The following is a 19,434-nucleotide window of genomic DNA, read 5'->3' on the forward strand; positions in this document are numbered from 1 at the left end:
TTGGTATTGTTTCACATATAATTTCATTATTTATATAATATATTGTAAATAACTTTAATGTAGTAATACATTGATGGGTATGATGAAGGGGGAGAACGTTATGAGCAGCTTGGCATCTTCGATGGAGTTCGAGAGTAAAAAGGTTTCACGCCACCGCACCTATGACTTCCAGAGAGTTATGGCGAATCGGCAGGAACGAAGAGAACACGAGGAATGTGGAGAAACAGCTTTTTATCCCTTGTCACCAGTAGCTTTGGCATTTTATTATGGATTTGATTATGACACAGAGCCTGCCGGTTAATCGGCAGGTTTTTATATTGTGCTGCGGCTGATGGAGACTTTTTAAGAATCAGGTGATCTGCTTACTTTTTCCAGTTGAATGGACTATACTTATTTTAATGTTATAGCACAGTTCAGCGAGGTGTGAACGATGAGCACAGGCCATTCGGAGCTGCATACGAAGCATGAACAAATTACGAAATATATTGAATCTTTGCCTGTCGGCACCAAGCTGTCTGTTCGGCAAATTGCTCAAGATTTGGATGTGAGCGAAGGAACGGCTTATCGGGCCATTAAAGAGGCGGAAAATATCGGACTAGTCAGCACCAAACGTCGGATTGGTACGATACGTATGGAGAAAAAAGAGGAGCCAGTCATCGATAAGCTAACGTTCGCAGAAATCGTGAATGTAGTAGAAGGCGTTGTGCTTGGAGGATCGACCGGCATACATAAGTCACTGAACAAATTCGTAATAGGCGCTATGCAGCTGGAAGCGATGCTGAAATACATTGAAGCGGGCAACTTGCTAATTGTCGGTAATCGTGTGCAGGCCCATATGTGCGCACTTGGCCAAGGGGCCGGGGTGCTGATTACGGGCGGGTTCGATACGACGCCTGAAGTCAAAGAGCTGGCCGATGAACTTCATCTGCCGATTATCGGAAGTTCTTTTGATACGTTCACGGTGGCTACGATGATTAATCGCGCGATGGAAGATAGGCTGATTAAGAAGAAGATACTGATGGTCGGTGACATCATGCGCAAAGACAGCACGATTTACTCCCTGGAAGGAACGGACACCGTCAAAGATATGCAAAAGCTGGCGGAGAAAACCATGCACACGCGATACCCGGTTATCGACGGCAAAAAGGTGCCCATTGGGATAATTACTACCAAGGATATTGTGGGTGCAAAGCCGAACCAACTCATCAGCAGCTTAATGACGCCGAATCCGCTCATGATTAATTTGAAAACATCGGTCGCTTCAGCAGGGCACATGATGGTATGGGAAGGGATTGAACTACTGCCTGTTATTGATAACGAGCGGAAAATGATCGGCGTCATTAGCCGCAAAGATGTCATGAAAGCAATGCAGCATATGCAGCAGCAGCCCCAGAACGCAGAGACTTTCGAGGTGCAGATCTATGCAGGGATCGACGAAGTGCGCGATGCCGAAGGCAAGTTGTCTTTCAGAGGGACGATTACGCCTCAAATGACGAACTTCGAAGGTTTGGTATCGGAAGGGGTGCTCACCACGATTATGATTCGTGCAGCTTATCGCACGGTGAAGGAGCATAAGAAGGGCGATCTTATTCTGGATAGCTCATCCTGTTATTTTCTGATTCCGCTGCAAATGGACGAGGTCTTTGAAATTGTGCCGACAATTGTGGAAATGACACGCCGATTCTGTAAAATTGATATGGAAATCACGGCGAATGGAGCCAGGGTGGCCAGATCGATGTTTACGGCACGCATCCTTTAAAATTGGCTTAAAAAATAAGGAGGACATGCACATGATTGCTTCGATTAATAAAAAGGATAACGGGTTTATCGCACAGTACGATCGTCCGCTTGGGCATGCTGTCAGCGAGGTTTGGGCAGCCCTTACCGATAATGAGCTTCTAGTTAAATGGATGACCAATCTTCAAGCCGATGATCTGCGCAAAGGTGGCCATATGAAATTTGATATGAAGGATGGCTCGGGTACTTTGATTGATATGGAGATTACCGATTATGAGCCGCTTTCCGTGTTGGAATTCACGTGGGGGAAGGATCGTGTCCGGTTTGAAGTTTCGGCAAGATCAAAAGGTTCTTTGCTTGTTTTAAAAGAATTCATTGGCACGTTGACGGACCATACGCCAAAGGACTTAGCCGGCTGGCATGTTTGTCTGGACATGATGTCTGCGCTGCTGGATGGGCAAGCGATCGAATTTCCGATGGATGAGTGGAAGAAATGGTACGAGCAGTATGGTGAGCTGGTGAAACAGGTCGGTTGATAGGAAAAGTTAGTTCCCATTGAGTGGTTGAAAAGCCGTTTTCGCAGGAAATAGCGGACTATAGTAGTTTTGAGTGGAAAATTTTTCATAATAATCGCATAGAAAAGAGGCTGCTCATAGGTCGGTGTAGACCCTATAAGACAGCCTCTTTGTTTCGTTTCGGCTATTTGCTAGCGGAGACGGTTTCGATTTCTTTCACGCTTTGGTAGATGAGGTTGAACAGCTCTTCCAGGCTGCCTTCTTCAATACAGGAGAAAGCGACGCGAAGATCAGTCGCTCCAAGAGCGATAGTACCCACACCATGCTGATCCAGCAAGTGGACGCGCAAAGCCTCGGCATCAACTGTTTTGAGCTTCAGGCACATGAAGTAACCAGAGTTGAATGGGTAGTAGCCCCATGCATCGTCGAACTTGCCGGAGTCCAAAATGGACTTCGTACGGTTAGCACGGCCTTTCATGATCTCATATTTCTCTTGCTTCTGTTGATTAAACTCCGGGGAGTTAAGCGCATGAAGCACGAAAGTTTGCGATGGGTGAGGGCCGCTGGAAATCGTTGCACGGATGATTCCCATTGTTTTTTGTTCTAGTGCGCTAAGCAGCGCTTCGCTTTGGCCGGCATAAGTGACAAAACCAACGCGGAAGCCCCAGACGTATTCTTCTTTGGTAGCACCGTCAATTTTGACAGCGAGCACGCGCGGGTGAATGTCTGCTAATTTACCGAACAAGGACTCATGCAGGGACCCTTCGAAGAAAAGTCCGAAATAGGCATCGTCGGTCAATACAACAACATTGATTCCAGCTTCAGCTGCATCTTTGATCGCGGCAGCAATTTCATTTCCTTCTTCAGCCCCTGGCGTGTAGCCTGTCGGGTTGTTTGGGAAGTTCAAGACAACAATGGCTTTGCCTTTGGATTGTTGAGCCAGGAGCGCTTCGCGCAGGCCAGCGGCATTAAACTTCAGCTCCTCGTTGTAGAGCGGATAGTTCACAATTTTCGCGCCGCGGCGGATTTCGAAAGTGAGCTCGTAATTCTCCCAGTTTTTGTCTGGAATAATAACGGAGTCACCAACATCAGCAAAAAGGTCGGCTGCAATACTAAGACCATGCGTCAACGCATTCGTTACGATCGGGTTACCGATCAGTTTGCTGCCGATCTCAGGGTTTTCTTCGAGCATTTTTTTGCGCCATGCGCTGCGGAGCTCGGGCTTCCCGGCTGGCGGCGCGTATTCATATATATCTTTGGGTGCGTAGGTAGAGAGAGTATCTTGAATGACCTTCAAGTGCATCGGCTGACCGTTTTCGATTGCAATGCCAATCGTAGCATTGTATTTTTTGGCCTTTGCCTTGGCTTCAGCAGATTGGCTAAGAATGCCTTCTTTCGGGAAGTAAATCGATTTACCTAATGCAGAAAGCATGTCAAATACGTGAGAATTTTCACGTTCCAGGGTCTCGTTTAACTGTCGTGCCAGAGGATTCATAAGCATGGGTCATTCCTTCCAATGTGCTATTCATTTTTTGCAGTTATTATACCACTTTCCCTGGAGAACGTCACTGCGAGAAATAAATTTTTTTGGATAGATTTTTATTAGGATCTAAACGTTTACTCGATTTAAAAATCCTTCTAGACGCAGCTTCACATCTGCCCATTCGTGGGCAATGATACTGAACATCACCGTGTCCCGCACATAGCCGTCATGCAGCACACGATGTTGGCGAAGCGTGCCTTCTTTCTGGGCGCCTATACGAGTAATTGCCGCTTGGGAGCGCTCGTTTCTTAGGTCTGTTTTAAGCTGCACACGCAGGAGGTCTAAGGTTTCAAAGCAGTGCCGCAGCAGCAAATACTTACACTCCGTATTGATTCTGGTTCGCCAAACACGTGGATTGTACCATGTATGACCGATCTCGACGTGCCGATTTGCAGCAGAGTAGTCGAAAAGGCGCGTGCTGCCGACAAAGCTGTCGGAGTGTTTGTCATATACGCTGAAGGGAATGCCCAAGCCGGCTTTTTGCTCATCCAGCGCTTGGCGGACAAATTGTTCAACGGCTGAAGGGTGAAGCAGCGGAGTCATGTAGGCAAAGATGGCAGGATCAGCCGCCGCCTCCACTAGAGCGCTAATGTGAGATTCCTGCATTGGCAGTAGAATAACTTGGGTACCTTCTAACATGATTGGTTGGAAATTCATGGGCGTATGCTCCTTGTCAAATAGTCGGATTTATGAGATTTTAGTAAGCATAATGGAAAAATGGTTTAATAAAAAGATCCAATTCAACTGTGTTTTTATGGACCAATTTAGAAAGGCAAAGGGGAGCGAGTATGGATTTTTATATACCGTACTATACCTACCAGGCGAAATATGGGAGTAAATATGCGGCTTTGTATCATGCCCTGCATGACAACATTTTGGCGAATAAGCTGCTGCGCGATACGAAGCTGCCATCAAGCCGTGAATTAGCTGCACTCTATGGGCTATCGCGGGGGACCGTTAATCAAGTGTACGATATGCTGATTGCTGAGGGTTATTTGCAAGCCGATGTGGGCAGAGGGACTTATGTTGTATATAACGGGGTACAGGAGAAGCAGATGCCGTTCGAAGGGAAGGATATTCGGCTTTCGGACTGGGGGGCGCGGGTTTGTGAGGCGGATCGGGATGGACGTGGGCAGAGTCGGGGCAAGGAACAAGATCAAGATCAAGATCAAGATCAAGGGAAAAAAATTGCGTTCGTGATGGGTCGGCCTCATTTGGATGAATTCCCGCGGGAGCTATGGAACCGCGGGATGTACGAGCAAGTGCGGCGGATGACGGAGTCGCCGCAGGAAGAGGCGTACGTCGCCGAGGGGCATTATGCGCTTCGCGAAGCGATCGCACAGCACCTGAGGCGAATACGCGGCATCGAGGCGCCGCCGGAGCGCATCGTCATCGTTAACGGGTCGATGCAAGCGATCGCGCTGCTGACCCAGATGCTCGTGAACGAAGGCGATCCCGTCATCCTGGAGCGCCCGGGCTACCAAGGCGCTAGCCGCGCGGTGCTGGCGGCCGGCGGAGTGCCCATCCACGCGGCTGTGGATGGGCAAGGGCTTATCCCGCAGCCGTGGAACGCACGGCTGCTGTTCGTGACACCCAGCCGCCAGTTCCCTACGGGGGCGGTGCTGGGTCTAGAGCGCCGCCAGCAGCTGTTGCGCTGGGCGGCGGAGCAAGGCGCTGTCATCGTCGAAGACGACTATGACAGCGAGTTCAGGCACCGCGGGCGGCCGATCGAGCCGCTCAAGGTGCTGGACCAAGAGGGCCGAGTGGTCTACATCGGCACCTTTTCCAAAACGATGCTGCAGGACCTGCGCATCGGATATGTCGTGCTGCCGGAGGCGCTGCACGACGCCTTTGTAGCCGCGAAGCGGCTATACGAGCCGCACCCTTCGGGGCTGCTCGAACAGCGTTCGCTCGCCGCCTTCATGGCGAGCGGCGGCTACGAGCGACACCTGCGCCGCATGCGGCGGGTGTACGCGAGCAAGTTCTTGCTCCTGCAAGCGCTGCTGCAGGAGCAGCTCTCCACCCTCTTCGACTGGGTGGAGAGTGACGCGGGGCTGCATCTGTTCGGCTGGTGGCGGGGAGACGCCCGCACCTATGCCGCTTATGCAGCCGAGTGCCGTAAGATCGGCGTCACCTGGAGCGACGCCGGTTCCTACGGCCTCCCCCCGGGGAAGGCCGGGGCATGCTTCGGTTTTGCGCATCTCACGGAGCAGGACATACGCCGAGGCGTTGCCGCTCTTCGACAAGTTTCAGAAATTGTCATAAAATCAACAATATGATTTTGGCATGGTTGACAGAGTATGCTATGATCTAACATGTGGTCAATTAATCATTTTATTGTAGGAGTGATCCCTGAATGGCAGGATTAAATGGTGGAGGCACAAGCGTGATTGTGCGTTTGGAAATACATAAAGAACAGGTCACGTTTGGGAAAATTGCTACAGCCATAGGCGATGCCGGTGGCGATATCGTCGCGGTTGACGTGACGCGAGCCAGTAAAACAACAACAACACGGGATATTACCGTTCAAGTTAGCGATCCGGATCATACCGAAGTCATTGTTAAAGTACTGAAAAGTATTCCAGGTGTTAAGTTAATTAACGTATCCGACCAGACGTTCCTTATGCATTTGGGCGGAAAAATTGAAGTCACTCCGAAGATTCCGATTAAAAATCGGGACGATCTGTCCCGTGTATATACGCCGGGAGTCGCTCGTGTCTGTATGGCGATTCATGAGGATTCATCCAAAGCGCACTCATTAACAATCAAGCGTAATACAGTTGCCGTCGTTTCTGACGGAACAGCCGTCCTCGGACTCGGCAATATCGGGCCGGAAGCGGCTATGCCAGTTATGGAAGGTAAAGCTATGCTCTTCAAGCAAATGGCAGGCGTTGATGCTTTCCCGATTTGCCTGGACACACAAGATACAGAGGAAATCATTCGTACTGTCAAAGCCATCGCACCTGCGTTCGGCGGTATTAACTTAGAGGATATTTCGTCGCCGCGTTGTTTTGAAATTGAAGAACGTTTGATCAATGAATTGGACATTCCGGTCTTCCATGACGATCAGCACGGAACTGCGGTTGTTATTCTTGCTGGTTTGCTTAACGCAGTTAAAGTGGTGGGCAAACAGCTGGAGTCTTGTAAGGTTGTCATCACGGGCATCGGAGCGGCAGGAATTGCCTGCACGAAAATGCTGCTTGCTGCAGGTGTCACGAACGTCATCGGTGTAGACCGTCAAGGCGCAATCGTACGCGGTGAAAGCTATACAAATTCCATGTGGGATTGGTATGCGAATAACACGAATCCTTTCGAGCTAAAAGGGACTTTGTCCGATGTCATTGCAGACGCTGATATTTTCATCGGCCTATCCGGTCCAGGCGTTCTGAAGGTAGAAGATGTGAAGAAAATGGCTACGGATCCAATCGTATTCGCGATGGCGAACCCGACACCGGAAATCACGCCGGAAGAAGCAGAGCCTTACGTACGCGTTATGGCGACAGGCCGTTCGGACTATCCGAATCAGATCAATAACGTGCTCTGTTTCCCAGGTATTTTCCGCGGGGTGCTGGACTGCCGCGCTTCCCGAATCACGCAAGAAATGAAGCTTGCAGCAGCCAAAGCGATTGCCGCGGTAGTGAATGAAGATGAGCTGAGTGAATATTACATTATTCCGAGCGTATTCAATCATGCTGTCGTTGAGAAAGTGCGCGAGGCGGTTATGGAAGCAGCGTTTGAATCCGGTGTGGCTCGTCGCCGCAGCCAACGTGAAACACAAGAGTCCCATCACGAATAAAAATCAGTCATTGAAGCCGAAAAAACCTTGCTCCAGCAGCTGTTTCCAGCTCGCTGAGCAAGGTTTTTTGTTTTAATTCTGTTCCTCCGTCCATTCTTTTAACTTACGGTCAGAAGGGAGAAGGAAGGTCAGAATGCCGAGAAGCGGCAGGAACGCGCATAATTCCATCACACGCGTCGTACCGATCGCATCACAGAGATTTCCAAGGACGACACTGCCGATACCGCCAAGTCCGAAGGCGAGCCCGGTAATTAGGCCGGATACGGTTCCTACTTTGCCAGGGAACAGGCTTTGGGCATAAACAACGGTAACGGAGAAGCTGGATAATTGAATGACGCCGATGACGACAAGTAAGATATAAGACCAGGTAATCCCAACATGCGGCAGCAGCAATGCGAATGGCGCTGAGCCTAACATGGAGAAGAAAATAACATTGCGCTTACCGAACCGGTCTGCGATCGGACCGCCAAAAAAAGTACCTACAGCGCCGGCGGCAAGGAACAGGAAGATGAAGTCCTGCGCGCGGTTGATGGATAAGCCGTATGTATCATGCAAGAAGAAAGCGAAGTAACCGCTCATTGCAGCCCCGTACCATGACCGGACGAATACAAGGAAAATCAATACGTAGATGGCGAAAAACACACGTTTGCGATGCGCGGGATTGACGGTCCGCTTCACAGCTGACTTGGCTCTAACCGGGGTTGTTGCGAGCTCGGCCTTGTACCAGCGGGCAATAAACATCTGAACGGCTATCGCAATTGCAGCAACGCCTGTGAACCATATGGAGCCGAAGAGTCCGAGCGGAATGAAAATCCATTTGGTCATGACCGGCGCCAAGGATTGGCCGAAGTTACCGCCAACTTGGAAGATGGACTGTGCCAAGCCTTTGCGTCCTCCGGCAGCCATATGCGACACCCGTGAGCCTTCCGGATGGAACGCAGCGGAGCCAAGCCCCACAAAGCAAACAGACAGCAGCACGACCCAATACGAGTGAGCGAAGGCTAACAGCAGCATCCCGGTAAGGGTCGATGCCATGCCAATCGGCAGCATATAGGGCGATGGCTTACGGTCCGAGTATAAGCCAACTACGGGCTGCATGATGGAAGCCGTGAAGTTGATGGCGAACTGTACCCAACCTACCTGGGCATAACTTAATCCCATTTCGCTTTTCAAAATGGGGAAGATGGCGGGAATGACAGATTGTATAGAGTCATTCAGCAAATGGACAAGGCCGATGGCAAACAATATCCGGTAAACAGTTGGTTTAATATCTCCAGCACCCTGCAAGCTTCTGGATTCGGGAGATGGTGTTGTTATGGCAGCCATGATGCGCTCCTCTCGCTATTTATCTAGGAAACGGCCGAGGTCTTCTCCCATTTTCACTTTGGAACCAAGCTTAAGGTCCGGGCGAGGTTCAAACATATCGTCTTCAAAAAGCAGAACAACGGTTGAGCCGAACTCGAAATAAGCCAGCTCTTGACCGCGCTCCAATGTTTTGGGAAGCGGCTTGACGTACTGAATCGAGCTCACGTTCAGCGCTCCGACCTTTACGACGGCAACTTCGCCTGTATGATGCTGGATGAAAGTAATTAATCGCTCATTGCGACTAAGGACTCGCTTCATATGGCGAAGACCGAATTCATTCACCGGATACACTTTACCGAGCACGTGCTCTTTTTCAAGGATGTCCCCCGTAATCGGAGAATGAATGCGGTGATAATCGGTTGGGCTTAAGTACAGGACGAAGTAGAAGCCGTTTTTGTAATTAACTGTGCGGGGCGACCGGTTAAGCAGCTCCTCAATGGTGTAGTCTTGACCTTTGACGTTGACGATCAAGCCGTCTTTAATGTCCCCGATCCCTGTAATCATGGCATCAACCGGACTTACGACACGCGTCTCATCTTCGTGAATCGGGCGTAAACCCGGCTTTAAGCGGCGGGTAAAGAAATCATTTAGGGATTTGTAATCTTTTACATGCTTCTCAGCATCTTCAATACGTATACCGTAAGTTTGGGCAAAACGGGGAATGAACATCCGGCTTGCTCTGGACCTGGCAAAAGCTCCTGTCACTTGGGATACCCATTTACGTGAGGAGAGCTCGGTTAGCAATTTGAAGAACGGTTTTGACATAGATTAACTCCTGTTCATTCGTGGTTAGGCGGGCTTTTGACCAACGTTCAAGTTTCTTCAAAGATGCCTATTTATGGTTCTTCGCTAATCTTGCCACAGAAAGGTAAAAGAATCAATTGTCGAATGAAGAAGAAACGGCAAGGTAGGTGGCTAAAAAAATAGTCTGAAGGCTGTTTGAGGTGAAATATGCTTGTCAATGCTGTTAATGAGGTGAACGGGTACAATGTCCATTATGATTATATTGATTCTGTTTTTAATTCCAGCCTGCATGCTAGTTGGCTCATGGATGTTCATAAGCTGCCGTATTTGGTTTCATATTCTGGCAATGGTCAGTGCATATGTCTTTGGTATTATTTCCGCATTGGCGGTTAATGACATATTACGGGACGATACGGTGTTTATGACGAATATTCATGGAGTTTTCAACAACCAGTTATTCCTTTTAAGCGGAGCCTATTTGGGATGTTACGGGATCTACTTAATGTGGAAACGCCTGTTAATAGAGATCAGAAAGGAGTAGTTCTGTGTTATTTATATCCATTTCATTTGTAACTATTTCAACTGGCACATCGTCTAATAGGCATGACTTATCATGAAGGCAGGTGTTAGAGTGAATTTTGTAATTCCTAGATATACCAAGAGTATGATGTGTGCGGCTGCGTTATCTCTCTTTTTAGCGGGGTGCGCATCTTCTCCAAAAGATAACACGTCTTCAGCCGCGCCTTTGTCCCCAACGCCATCTGCTTCTGCTCCGGCAGCTACGCCAATCTCAACGCCAAACCCCACTGCTGCAGCACCGACTCCAAGCCCAACGCCTGCAAACCCGACGGCGGGCCTGTCTCTGGACGAAAAGCTGGGACAGATGATCTTGGCCGGCATCGACGGATACAGCGTAAATGCAAATACCCAAGCGTTGATTTCAACGTACCACGTGGGCGGCATTATTTTATATAAGCCAAATGTAAAAGATTCAAGCCAATTAGTTTCGCTGGTGAATGAACTGAAGCAAAAGAATGCAAAAAATAAGCTGCCGCTCTGGATCGGTGTGGACGAGGAGGGCGGAAGGGTAACACGGTTGCCGGAGGAGCTTCAGAAAACGCCAACGAATCAGGAGATCGGCAAAACGAATAACAAGACGTATGCCTATAACATCGGCAATTTGATCGGTTCAGAGCTTCGTGCGTATGGATTGAACGTTGATTTCGCTCCAGTGCTGGATATTAACAGCAATCCGCAAAATCCGGTGATCGGCGACCGTTCTTTTGGAGCGAACGCTGCTGTAGTCAACGCTATGGGCATTCAAGAAATGAAGGGGCTGCGAGATCAGCAGATCACGTCAGTCGTTAAGCATTTCCCGGGCCATGGGGATACATCAGTTGATTCGCATGTAGGGCTGCCCGTAGTGCAGAACGATTTGGACAGATTGCGCAAGCTTGAATTAATCCCCTTCGCGGAAGCTTTCAAACAACAGGCGGATGCTGTGATGGTTGCCCATATTTTGCTGCCCAAAGTGGACGGACAGAACCCGGCGTCAATGTCGAAGAAAATCATGACGGACTTGCTGCGCAAGGAGATGGGCTTCCAAGGTGTAATCATGACGGATGACATGACGATGGGAGCCATCGAACAAAACTACGATATAGGCGCTTCCGCCGTAAAATCCGTTTTGGCGGGAGCTAATGTGATCATGGTCGGGCATGACTACAATAAAGTTGTAAAGGTGATCGAGGCGCTGCGACAAGCCGTTCAGGATAAGCGGATTCCGATGGAAACAATCGATCAGAGTGTGGCAAGAATTCAGAAGCTGAAGCAAAAGTACAAGCTGAAGGATGAAAGCGTCGGTTCGGTTGACGTAGCTGCCCTCAATCAAGCAGTAAAGAAAGTGCTAAGTTCGAAATAACACAATTAAAAAGAGTGCCCCTCAGTCATATGATGACTCTTGGGCACTCTTTTTGATTTTTGGGGAAGAAGCGGGACCTGTGTGGTGTCATGTTGAGCGATGGGGAGCTGGCGGAAGAGGGAGGGGAACTACAGGGCGTTATTTGTGGTAAATGGGCTAAATTGGCTGTTTTAGGGAACTAGAAGGTCTATTTGCTCAAATTTGCCGTCAAATAGCCTGAAACTGGGGGATTAGCGGATCCTGGTTCCCTTAGAATTCCCCACTAGCTGTGTTTCGCCAAAATAGGGGAACGTAGTTCCATTGTCTGTAGCTCGGTAGGGGCTAATAAACCGGGGTACCGCCATCCAACAAATATTTGGCGTAAGCCATGGGGTTATAGTAGGTGGCTTTCCATTCTTCCAGCATGTTTGCTTCTCGGAAACTATAACGCTGATCCTTGCCGTTGCATTCAATAAATAGAGGATAACCATCCGTGGTGATCCCGATATCAAGTCCGAGATCGGCCAAATGCGGCAAATGCATGCTTAGAAACTTCGCTACCTGAAGGGCAAACTCCGAAATTTGCTCACACACCGCGCGGGAATTCAGAGTCGGATAGTCAGTTGCCAAAATTTCCGTCAACGTCTTCACTTGGCCTCCTTGCGCCACATTGGTCAAGAACAGCTTGCGTGAAGCGACTTTGGCGACGATTCCCGTCACGCCCCAATCGCCGCAGGCTCCGCGCTGCACAGATACACGCATGTCGAAGGGACGTTTGTCATAGGTAGCCAAAGGCAAGCGCTGCTGCACGAGGTAGGCGCGGCTTTGGATTTTGCGCCGCAGGGCTAACGGCAGTTGTTTGCGAAAGTTGACCTGCCGCCAGACTTTATTGCTGATTTTGAGTGTCGCGGGATAAACAAGCTGCCAGCCCGTGGGGGTTCGATCCATTTTCATAACACCGCGCCCGATGCTGGAGTTCGTTGGTTTGATAATGATAGAGTCGTAGGCACTCATCATGACTTTCATATTTTTGAGGGTGGCGGGGAAGGTGCCGGGCAAATGGGGTCTGATGGCATCATCCAATAGCAATATTTGGTGAATTTGCAGCTTACTGTACCGATTCCATCGGTTAAAAACGTGAATACCTTGCTGTGTCCAACTTTCCAGCTCCTGATCGGAACTAGCGTCCAAGTAAATGGCCCGGTTATGAATAATTTTCGGCAGGGCAATCCATTCACGCACATATCGAGAAGTTCCTCTTTCCACATAGGCATGAACTCTCATCGTATGGATGTGAACATCCTGCATGCGGAAGTAGCAAGGGGTAATGCCAAATTGTTTGCCGGCGTCACTGTAAAAATGGATGGCTTCATATTTTGTGTTCCCTAGGGGAATGCCTTCGTATAAGGAATCGTTCACTAATATACCCACATAGGGATTGACCATCTACTTCACTCCTTAGAGTTTTTCGCCAGAAAAACTGGCATCGAAAGCAAAGCTTAGAGTTTTTCGTCACGCGACACGATAGAGGCTCCTCTACAGCTTATGGAAAAGCAGTGCAGCTTGTTTGTACGGATGCTGATACTTTTGCGTAAGTAGCGGACAGCTGCCCAAACTTTGCCTGTATATCCGCATATGTATAGAAGAAGGAAGGGGGAGTTACGTGTGAGCCAGAGACCTATGCGTGTTGTCATTGTTACGCCAGGTTCTTTTCCCATTCCCTCAGGAAAAAGCTCTTCGGTCGAACAGGTTGTCCAAAAAACGGCTGAAAAGCTCGTTACATTTATGCCCGTTTGTGTTCTAGGGAGAAGAACGAAGTATCAACCAAGAAGTGAAATGCGGGAAGGATGTACGTATATAAGGGTTCCTTACGGGGGCTCTCGTTCCTATATTTCCGCCGTGTCTCGCCAAATCGCGATACGAAAACCCGGCGTCATTCAGGTTGAGAATCGGCCGCATTTCGTGCTCTATCTGCGCAAACGTTTTCCAAGATGCTTCATTAGTCTGGTGCTGCACTCAAAAATATTTATTTCTTTACCTTATATCTCGCAGAAATATTTGAAGGCATGCCTAGCCGCGGCGGATGTCGTTATAGTCAACAGCGACTATCTCAAGCAGGCAGTGCTCGCGAAAGTGCCGTCTGCCGCACATAAAATTGTGACGCAGCATTTGGGCGTGGACGTTACCAAATTTACGTCAAGGTGGTCTCCCGAGGGGAATGAATCCCGCACTCAAATGCTGAAAAAGCTCGGCTATGAGAACCGGAAAATCATTCTTTTCGTAGGTAGGCTTATCCCGAGAAAAGGGGTGCACCATCTGCTCAAAGCGATGAAAACGGTGATTCAGACGGAGCCGGATGCGGTCTTAATTCTAGTCGGCGGTGCCTTCTATGGCTCCAGGAGATTGACGGCTTACGTGAAAAGGTTGTACCGGGAAGGAAGCAAGATGCCTCAGAATGTGAAATTTGTCCCCTACACATCGCACGCCGACATCCCGAAATGGTTTCATCTCGCGGACGTTGTTGCCGTGCCTTCCGAGGAAGGAGAAGCTTTTGGACTCGTAAATATTGAGGCTATGGCTTCTGGAGTTCCCGTCGTAGCGACAAATTCGGGCGGGATCGGCGAAGTGATTAAGAATGGGACGGTCGGGTATTTAGTTGATTTGGGCAAGATCGAGACGGACCTGCCTCTTTATTTATTGCGTCTTTTGGCAGATGAAGAGCTAAGACGAGCCATGGGGGAGCAAGGTATTCAAAGAGTCGATCAATTGTTCACGTGGGATAAGGCGGCAGAAATGAGGTATGACTTATACAAGCATAAATTGGGGAGGTAACTATTTATCTGGGTGTCAGCACATTTTTCAGGGCTAACGTACATCTCGGATTGAGCTTGAATATGTTACAAATGACCAATTTATGTGGAATGGAGAGGAGTCTATGAGTAAGCGTAAGAGCAGCAGCAACAGGGAAAGGCCTTATGTGCAAAAAGTGAACTCCCGAACAAATGAGTTGAAATGGCTAGATGAAAGCGAACAGCCTTCACCTGCTCCGGTTAAGCAGGAGAAAGCGGAAACAAGTCCAAAGGTTGCACCCGTCGTTGAAACAAGTATTTCTCCCAAAACGCCGACGTCCAAAACGTCGGTAGCGAAAACGGCGATTGTTGAGCCGGCCAAAGTGAATAAACCCGCAACGGTGGTAAATGTATCTCAGACTTCCGTACCAGCACCTCCGCTGCTGCTGCTTTCTGAGCGTAAAACAGGCAAATTTGTAAACCCTGTTGTCTACACGGATGATATCGTGGAAGAAGCGATAACATGGGAGAAAATCGCGAATCGTTCGGTTGACGAAAGTAAAATCAAGCCGCAAAGCATCGGGACTAAAGTTATTAAGGATTTTGCAATCGATCAGTCAAAGTTAGCGTCAGCCAGCGTGACGCGAGATAAAATCGCCGGGCACAGCATTTATGATGAACATATCGCTCCGCACAGCATCTCCGGTGATAAAATCCAGGATCAATCGATCCCCGGAAGCAAACTGCTGGATAACAGCATCACAGCGGATAAGCTCGCCGATCAAACGATTGATTCGATTAAGCTGGCGGACGGCTCCATTTTGTCGCAGCATTTATCTGAGTTGGTAATTACGAATGAGCTGATCGACGACCAGTCGATTACAGCTGACAAAATACGCAGCGGCGCTGTGCAAGCCAAACATATTTCCAATTACAGCATCGACACCGCCAAGCTGATGGATGCAGCGATTACAACCGATAAGTTAAGAGATCAAGCCGTTACGGAAGAAAAAATTGCGAATGAAAGCATTTGCTCCGTTCATATCCAGTCCAAGGTTATTTTCAACGAACATTTGGCCGATGGAAGCGTCCAGAGCCGAAGTATTGCGCCAGGTCAAATTGAAGCCGAGCACATCGCTGACGGGGCAATCGACAGTTACCATCTGGAAAGTCAGATAATTACAGAAGATAAACTCGCTCCTTTATCGGTCACTGAGGAGAAGCTGGCGAATCAAGCTGTTACGAATCAAAAGATCGCCCCGTTGTCGATTGAAGCTAAGCACATCGTGAAGTCTTCGATCCGCACGGAGCACCTGGCAGACGGCTCTATCCAAACCTCACATCTTGCTTCCGGCGTGATTCAATCCGAACATCTGGCAGAAGGTGCGGTACACGCCAAACTGATCCAGGATGGCTCCATTACAGCAGACAAACTGGCTGCAAATGCGGTAGAGGATAAACATATTTTCCCGAAGGCCATTCAAATCGGACATCTCGCTGACAATATCATTTCTAATGCGAAGCTGCAGGATGAATCGATTACCTCTTCGAAGCTGGTGGAAAGCTCGATTGAAGCCAAACATATCCAACAGCAGGCGATTCAGAGCGGACATATTGCCAATAACAGCATATCCAATGCCAAGCTGCAAGATGAGTCGATCACGTCATCCAAGCTGGTTGAAGGCACGGTTGAAGGCAAACATATCCGGCAGCAAGTGATTCAAAACTGGCATCTGGCAGACGGCATCATCTCCAGCTCGAAATTACAAAATCAATCCATTACATCAAGCCATTTAACAGAGAATCTCATTGAGGAAAAGCACATAAGCGAAGGGGCAATCACGCAGCTTCATTTGGCAGACGGCATCATTTCTTCCTCCAAACTGGAAGAGGGAGCTGTGACGACAGATCTATTGGCAGCAGGCAGCGTGGATACGTCGAAGCTGAAACCGCACAGTGTGACCTCTGATAAGCTTGCGGCAAGTTCAATCACAGCCGAGCATTTGCACCAAGGGATCGTGGCGAGCGAGCATTTGGCCGAAGGGGCAATTCTTGGTATCCATCTTTCACCAGAGACGATTGGAACGACTCACCTGCTGGATGGAATCATTACGAGTGAGAAGCTGGGCTTAGGCGCTATACGTTCAGAGCATATCGGGAATGGCGAGATTGGCGCTGAACAAATCGTGGAATCGGCGATTGGGCGCGATCATATTGCTGAAGAGGCCGTGACAACGCAGCATTTGCAGGATCAAACGATTACGACAAGTAAAATAGCTGAAGAAGCGGTGACTGGTACAAAAATTGCTTCCATGAGCATTGAAACTCGTCATCTTCAGGAAAATAGTATCGATGGCAGCCATCTGAAGCCGGGGGCGATTTCGTCCCAGCACTTGGCGCAAGGCTCGATTACACTCAATATTTTTGCTGACAGGAGCTTGGATGGAACGAAGTTAATGGAACAATCCATTACCGGAGAAACGCTTGCGAAAGGGGCAGTCACCGAAGATAAGCTGGCGAATGGAGCAGTTAGTTCGCAGCATATGCAACCCGGAGCGATCTCTACCCGGTCATTGCAGGAGCAAGTCGTAACGACTAGCAAACTAGGAGAGCAAGCCGTTACTGAAGCTAAACTGGCTGATTCCAGCGTAACAGGTCGCAAAATCTCCAGCAAGTCCGTGCACAGTGAGCATATTGTTGACGGCGCGATTACGGCAGCGAAGCTGGCTAATGAGAGCATACACGGCAGTAAGCTGGTAGCCGGTGCATTAAGCTCAAGGCATTTGGCCGATGGAGCGATCAGCAGCGCGAAGTTGGCTGCACGGGCGATTGGCAGCGAGCATATCGCGGAAGGCGCGGTGACTGGCGCGAAGTTGGCAAAGGAAAGCGTGGATAGTGCGAAGCTGACAGCTGGAGCTGTGACCGGCGATAAATTGGCCGATGGCGCCGTTAGCGGAGCGAAGCTTGGACTTGGCATTATCGTCCATGAGCATCTGGCAGACGCTGCGGTCGAGAATAACAATCTTGCGGCAAATTCCGTGGATGGCACCAAATTAAGCCTTGGCGCAATTAGCAATTATCATCTTGCGGATAGCTCGGTGTATGGCGCGAAATTGGCGACAGGCAGTGTGGACAGCAGCAAGCTGACCGCAGGTGCTGTGAACCATGAGCACATCGTGGACGGAGTGATTGACGCCAGCAAGCTCGCAAAAGGCAGCGTGGACAGCAGCAAAGTGGTTCCAAGCGCAATTCAACGGGAGCATTTGGCGGACAGTATCATTGACTCCACGAAGCTGGCAGAAGGCGCTGTGCTGCGAAGCCATCTGGTAGCAGGCATCGTTGATGGGTCGAAGCTGGCGGACAGCAGTGTCGTTAGCTCTAAGCTGGCAGTTGGGGCTGTAAAAACAGATCACCTGGTTGACGGAGTAATCAACGGAGCGAAGTTGGCACCCGGCAGCGTGGACAGCAGCAAGTTGGTGTCCGGTGCAGTGAACAGCGATCATATCGCACCAGGCGCAGTAAACGGCAGCAAGCTGGCGGCGCTTAGTGTGGACGGCAGCAAACTTGTGGAGAACGCAGTGAGCAGCGAGCATCTTAGTGCGAGCTCTGTGACAGGCGCGAAACTGGCAACAGGCAGCGTGGACGGCAGTAAGCTGGTAGCTGGTGCAGTAAGCAACTACCATCTCGCTGACGGCGTAGTGGATGCAATGAAGCTGGCGGCTGGCAGTGTCGACGGCAGCAAGTTGACCGCTGGCTCAGTGAACGGCAGCCATATCGTGGATGGCGCGATTGACAGCGGCAAGCTGGCTGCGAACAGCGTAGACAGCAGTAAATTGTCCGCTGGCGCAGTCACAGGAGACCATTTGGCTGACGGAGCCTTGTTTGGCGCAAAACTGGCGGCAGGAAGCATAGACGGCAGCAAATTAGCCTCCAACGCGATCAGCAGCTATCATATATCCGCTGGCAGCGTGGATGGCAGCAAGTTGGCAGCCGGTGCGGTGAGCAGCGAACATCTTGCGGAAGGTGCTTTAGACGGCGCCAAGCTCAAAGCAAGCAGTATCGATAGCAGCAAACTTGCAGCCGGTGCGGTAAACGGCAGCCATATCGCAGATGGCGCGATCGACAGCAGCAAACTGGCCGTAAATAGCGTGGATGGCAGTAAGTTGGCCCTGGGCGCAGTGACGGGAGATCACTTGGCGGACGGCGCATTGAGTGGCTCGAAGCTGGCGGAAGGCAGCATCGATGGCAGCATTTTGGCAGCTGGTGCGGTCAGCGGTGAACATCTTGCGGAAGGTGCTTTGAATGGCGCTAAGCTTCAAGCGAACAGTATCGATGGCAGCAAGCTGGTTTCCGGCACGATTAGCGCTTTCCATCTTGGAGCAGGCTGCGTTGACAGTTCCAAACTGGCTGCGAACAGCGTGGATAGCGGCAAGCTGGCGCCGGGAAGTGTGGACGGCAGCAAGCTGGTATCTGGCGCGATCAGCAGTTTCCATCTGTCGCCGGGTAGTGTAGACAGCAGCAAAATAATCGCCGGCGCCGTTCAAGGGGAACATCTGGCTGAGGGCGCAGTCGAAGGTACGAAGCTGGCGGCTGGCAGTGTGGATGAGAGCAAGCTTAGCTTCAATGCCGTGCACACTCCTGCGGCAAAGCCGGCGGCCCTGCAACAATTCGGCTTGGTTCCTTTTGAATTAAAAGTGCAGGACGAAATCGTCGAAGTCACGTTACTCTTTGATGAGCCGTATGCCGATGTTAACTATGTCATCACAGCGACAACCAGTCACCCTTCGTGTTATGCCGTTATCAAACAAAAACAAACGAATTCAGCGCAAATGATCATTGTGCGTTCCCGTTTTTCACCGGACGCGTACGGAATCATTAACTGGATTTCCATAGGAACAAAAGGATAATGACTTCCTCGATAAGGATCGCGTCTATTTGGCGTGATCCTTTTTTGTGTGTGATTCGCGGAGCTTTTTTTGGATATGTACAAACATTTATGCGTCATGAAGAATAGGATATAGAATAACCTTAATGGCATGCATCTA

13 protein-coding genes are annotated in these 19,434 nt (G+C 49.7%); 8 read left to right on the top strand and 5 right to left on the bottom strand.

What is annotated here, in order from left to right; translation table 11 throughout:
* Positions 1 to 100: 100 nt before the first annotated feature.
* The 3 genes from ACUN27_RS06010 to ACUN27_RS06020 all read left to right on the top strand — a co-directional run bounded on the left by ACUN27_RS06010 (position 101) and on the right by ACUN27_RS06020 (position 2,273).
* Positions 101 to 301: a hypothetical protein gene (locus ACUN27_RS06010; RefSeq protein WP_315953720.1), complete on the top strand. Its 201-nt coding sequence runs from the start codon at positions 101 to 103 to the stop codon at positions 299 to 301.
* A 129-nt stretch (positions 302 to 430) separates the two neighbouring features.
* Positions 431 to 1,759, top strand: coding sequence for a DRTGG domain-containing protein (locus tag ACUN27_RS06015; RefSeq protein ID WP_315953719.1), 1,329 nt, complete (start codon positions 431 to 433; stop codon positions 1,757 to 1,759).
* A 31-nt stretch (positions 1,760 to 1,790) separates the two neighbouring features.
* Positions 1,791 to 2,273: an SRPBCC family protein gene (locus ACUN27_RS06020; RefSeq protein WP_315953718.1), complete on the top strand. Its 483-nt coding sequence runs from the start codon at positions 1,791 to 1,793 to the stop codon at positions 2,271 to 2,273.
* A gap of 163 nt (positions 2,274 to 2,436) precedes the next feature.
* Here the strand turns inward: ACUN27_RS06020 and ACUN27_RS06025 are convergent, their stop codons facing one another.
* Together ACUN27_RS06025 and ACUN27_RS06030 are read right to left on the bottom strand one after the other, a co-directional pair.
* Positions 2,437 to 3,747 carry an aminotransferase class I/II-fold pyridoxal phosphate-dependent enzyme gene (locus ACUN27_RS06025; RefSeq protein WP_315953740.1) on the bottom strand — a complete coding sequence of 437 codons (1,311 nt, stop codon included), beginning with the start codon at positions 3,745 to 3,747 and terminating at the stop codon, positions 2,437 to 2,439.
* 114 nt (positions 3,748 to 3,861) lie between these two features.
* On the bottom strand, positions 3,862 to 4,452 hold the full coding sequence (locus ACUN27_RS06030; RefSeq protein WP_326061684.1) for a GNAT family N-acetyltransferase: 591 nt from the start codon (positions 4,450 to 4,452) through the stop codon (positions 3,862 to 3,864).
* 131 nt (positions 4,453 to 4,583) lie between these two features.
* On the opposite strand from ACUN27_RS06030, the gene pdxR reads away from it, so the two are divergent.
* Both pdxR and ACUN27_RS06040 read left to right on the top strand, forming a co-directional pair.
* Positions 4,584 to 6,074 (top strand): MocR-like pyridoxine biosynthesis transcription factor PdxR, encoded by a 1,491-nt coding sequence (pdxR, locus tag ACUN27_RS06035; protein ID WP_326061683.1) that lies wholly within the window; start codon positions 4,584 to 4,586, stop codon positions 6,072 to 6,074.
* 77 nt (positions 6,075 to 6,151) lie between these two features.
* Positions 6,152 to 7,591, top strand: a complete 1,440-nt coding sequence (locus ACUN27_RS06040) for an NAD-dependent malic enzyme (protein WP_326061682.1) — start codon at positions 6,152 to 6,154, stop codon at positions 7,589 to 7,591.
* A 72-nt stretch (positions 7,592 to 7,663) separates the two neighbouring features.
* Here ACUN27_RS06040 and ACUN27_RS06045 read toward each other — a convergent pair whose 3' ends face one another.
* The gene (locus ACUN27_RS06045; protein ID WP_445558566.1) at positions 7,664 to 8,917 is read right to left on the bottom strand and encodes an MFS transporter; all 1,254 of its coding nucleotides are present in this window, start codon (positions 8,915 to 8,917) and stop codon (positions 7,664 to 7,666) included.
* A 15-nt stretch (positions 8,918 to 8,932) separates the two neighbouring features.
* The gene (gene asd, locus ACUN27_RS06050; RefSeq protein ID WP_127456566.1) at positions 8,933 to 9,721 is read right to left on the bottom strand and encodes an archaetidylserine decarboxylase; all 789 of its coding nucleotides are present in this window, start codon (positions 9,719 to 9,721) and stop codon (positions 8,933 to 8,935) included.
* Positions 9,722 to 10,331: 610 nt separating this feature from the next.
* Between asd and nagZ the strand changes: the two genes are divergently transcribed.
* The gene (nagZ, locus tag ACUN27_RS06055) at positions 10,332 to 11,621 is read left to right on the top strand and encodes a beta-N-acetylhexosaminidase (protein ID WP_445558567.1); all 1,290 of its coding nucleotides are present in this window, start codon (positions 10,332 to 10,334) and stop codon (positions 11,619 to 11,621) included.
* A 321-nt stretch (positions 11,622 to 11,942) separates the two neighbouring features.
* Here nagZ and ACUN27_RS06060 read toward each other — a convergent pair whose 3' ends face one another.
* A complete protein-coding gene (locus ACUN27_RS06060) occupies positions 11,943 to 13,046 on the bottom strand; it encodes a YheC/YheD family endospore coat-associated protein (RefSeq protein WP_326061679.1) in 1,104 nt (367 codons plus the stop codon).
* 219 nt (positions 13,047 to 13,265) lie between these two features.
* Here ACUN27_RS06060 and ACUN27_RS06065 point away from each other — a divergent pair, with 219 nt between their 5' ends.
* Entirely contained in the window at positions 13,266 to 14,432 is a 1,167-nt protein-coding gene (locus ACUN27_RS06065) for a glycosyltransferase family 4 protein (RefSeq protein WP_445558568.1), read from the top strand.
* Between the two features lie 103 nt (positions 14,433 to 14,535).
* Positions 14,536 to 19,296: a WIAG-tail domain gene (locus tag ACUN27_RS06070; protein WP_445558569.1), complete on the top strand. Its 4,761-nt coding sequence runs from the start codon at positions 14,536 to 14,538 to the stop codon at positions 19,294 to 19,296.
* Positions 19,297 to 19,434: the final 138 nt, after the last annotated feature.

It is taken from the genome of Paenibacillus sp. WC2504 (assembly GCF_052682475.1).

Excerpts from the sequence above, each read along its gene's own strand:
- ACUN27_RS06060 (WP_326061679.1), bottom strand. The coding sequence starts at position 13,046 with ATGGTCAATCCCTATGTGGGTATATTAGTGAACGATTCCTTATACGAA.
- pdxR (WP_326061683.1), top strand. The coding sequence starts at position 4,584 with ATGGATTTTTATATACCGTACTATACCTACCAGGCGAAATATGGGAGT.
- ACUN27_RS06040 (WP_326061682.1), top strand. The coding sequence starts at position 6,152 with ATGGCAGGATTAAATGGTGGAGGCACAAGCGTGATTGTGCGTTTGGAA.
- ACUN27_RS06045 (WP_445558566.1), bottom strand. The coding sequence starts at position 8,917 with ATGGCTGCCATAACAACACCATCTCCCGAATCCAGAAGCTTGCAGGGT.
- ACUN27_RS06070 (WP_445558569.1), top strand. The coding sequence starts at position 14,536 with ATGAGTAAGCGTAAGAGCAGCAGCAACAGGGAAAGGCCTTATGTGCAA.
- ACUN27_RS06010 (WP_315953720.1), top strand. The coding sequence starts at position 101 with ATGAGCAGCTTGGCATCTTCGATGGAGTTCGAGAGTAAAAAGGTTTCA.
- ACUN27_RS06025 (WP_315953740.1), bottom strand. The coding sequence starts at position 3,747 with ATGAATCCTCTGGCACGACAGTTAAACGAGACCCTGGAACGTGAAAAT.
- asd (WP_127456566.1), bottom strand. The coding sequence starts at position 9,721 with ATGTCAAAACCGTTCTTCAAATTGCTAACCGAGCTCTCCTCACGTAAA.
- ACUN27_RS06030 (WP_326061684.1), bottom strand. The coding sequence starts at position 4,452 with ATGAATTTCCAACCAATCATGTTAGAAGGTACCCAAGTTATTCTACTG.
- ACUN27_RS06020 (WP_315953718.1), top strand. The coding sequence starts at position 1,791 with ATGATTGCTTCGATTAATAAAAAGGATAACGGGTTTATCGCACAGTAC.
- ACUN27_RS06015 (WP_315953719.1), top strand. The coding sequence starts at position 431 with ATGAGCACAGGCCATTCGGAGCTGCATACGAAGCATGAACAAATTACG.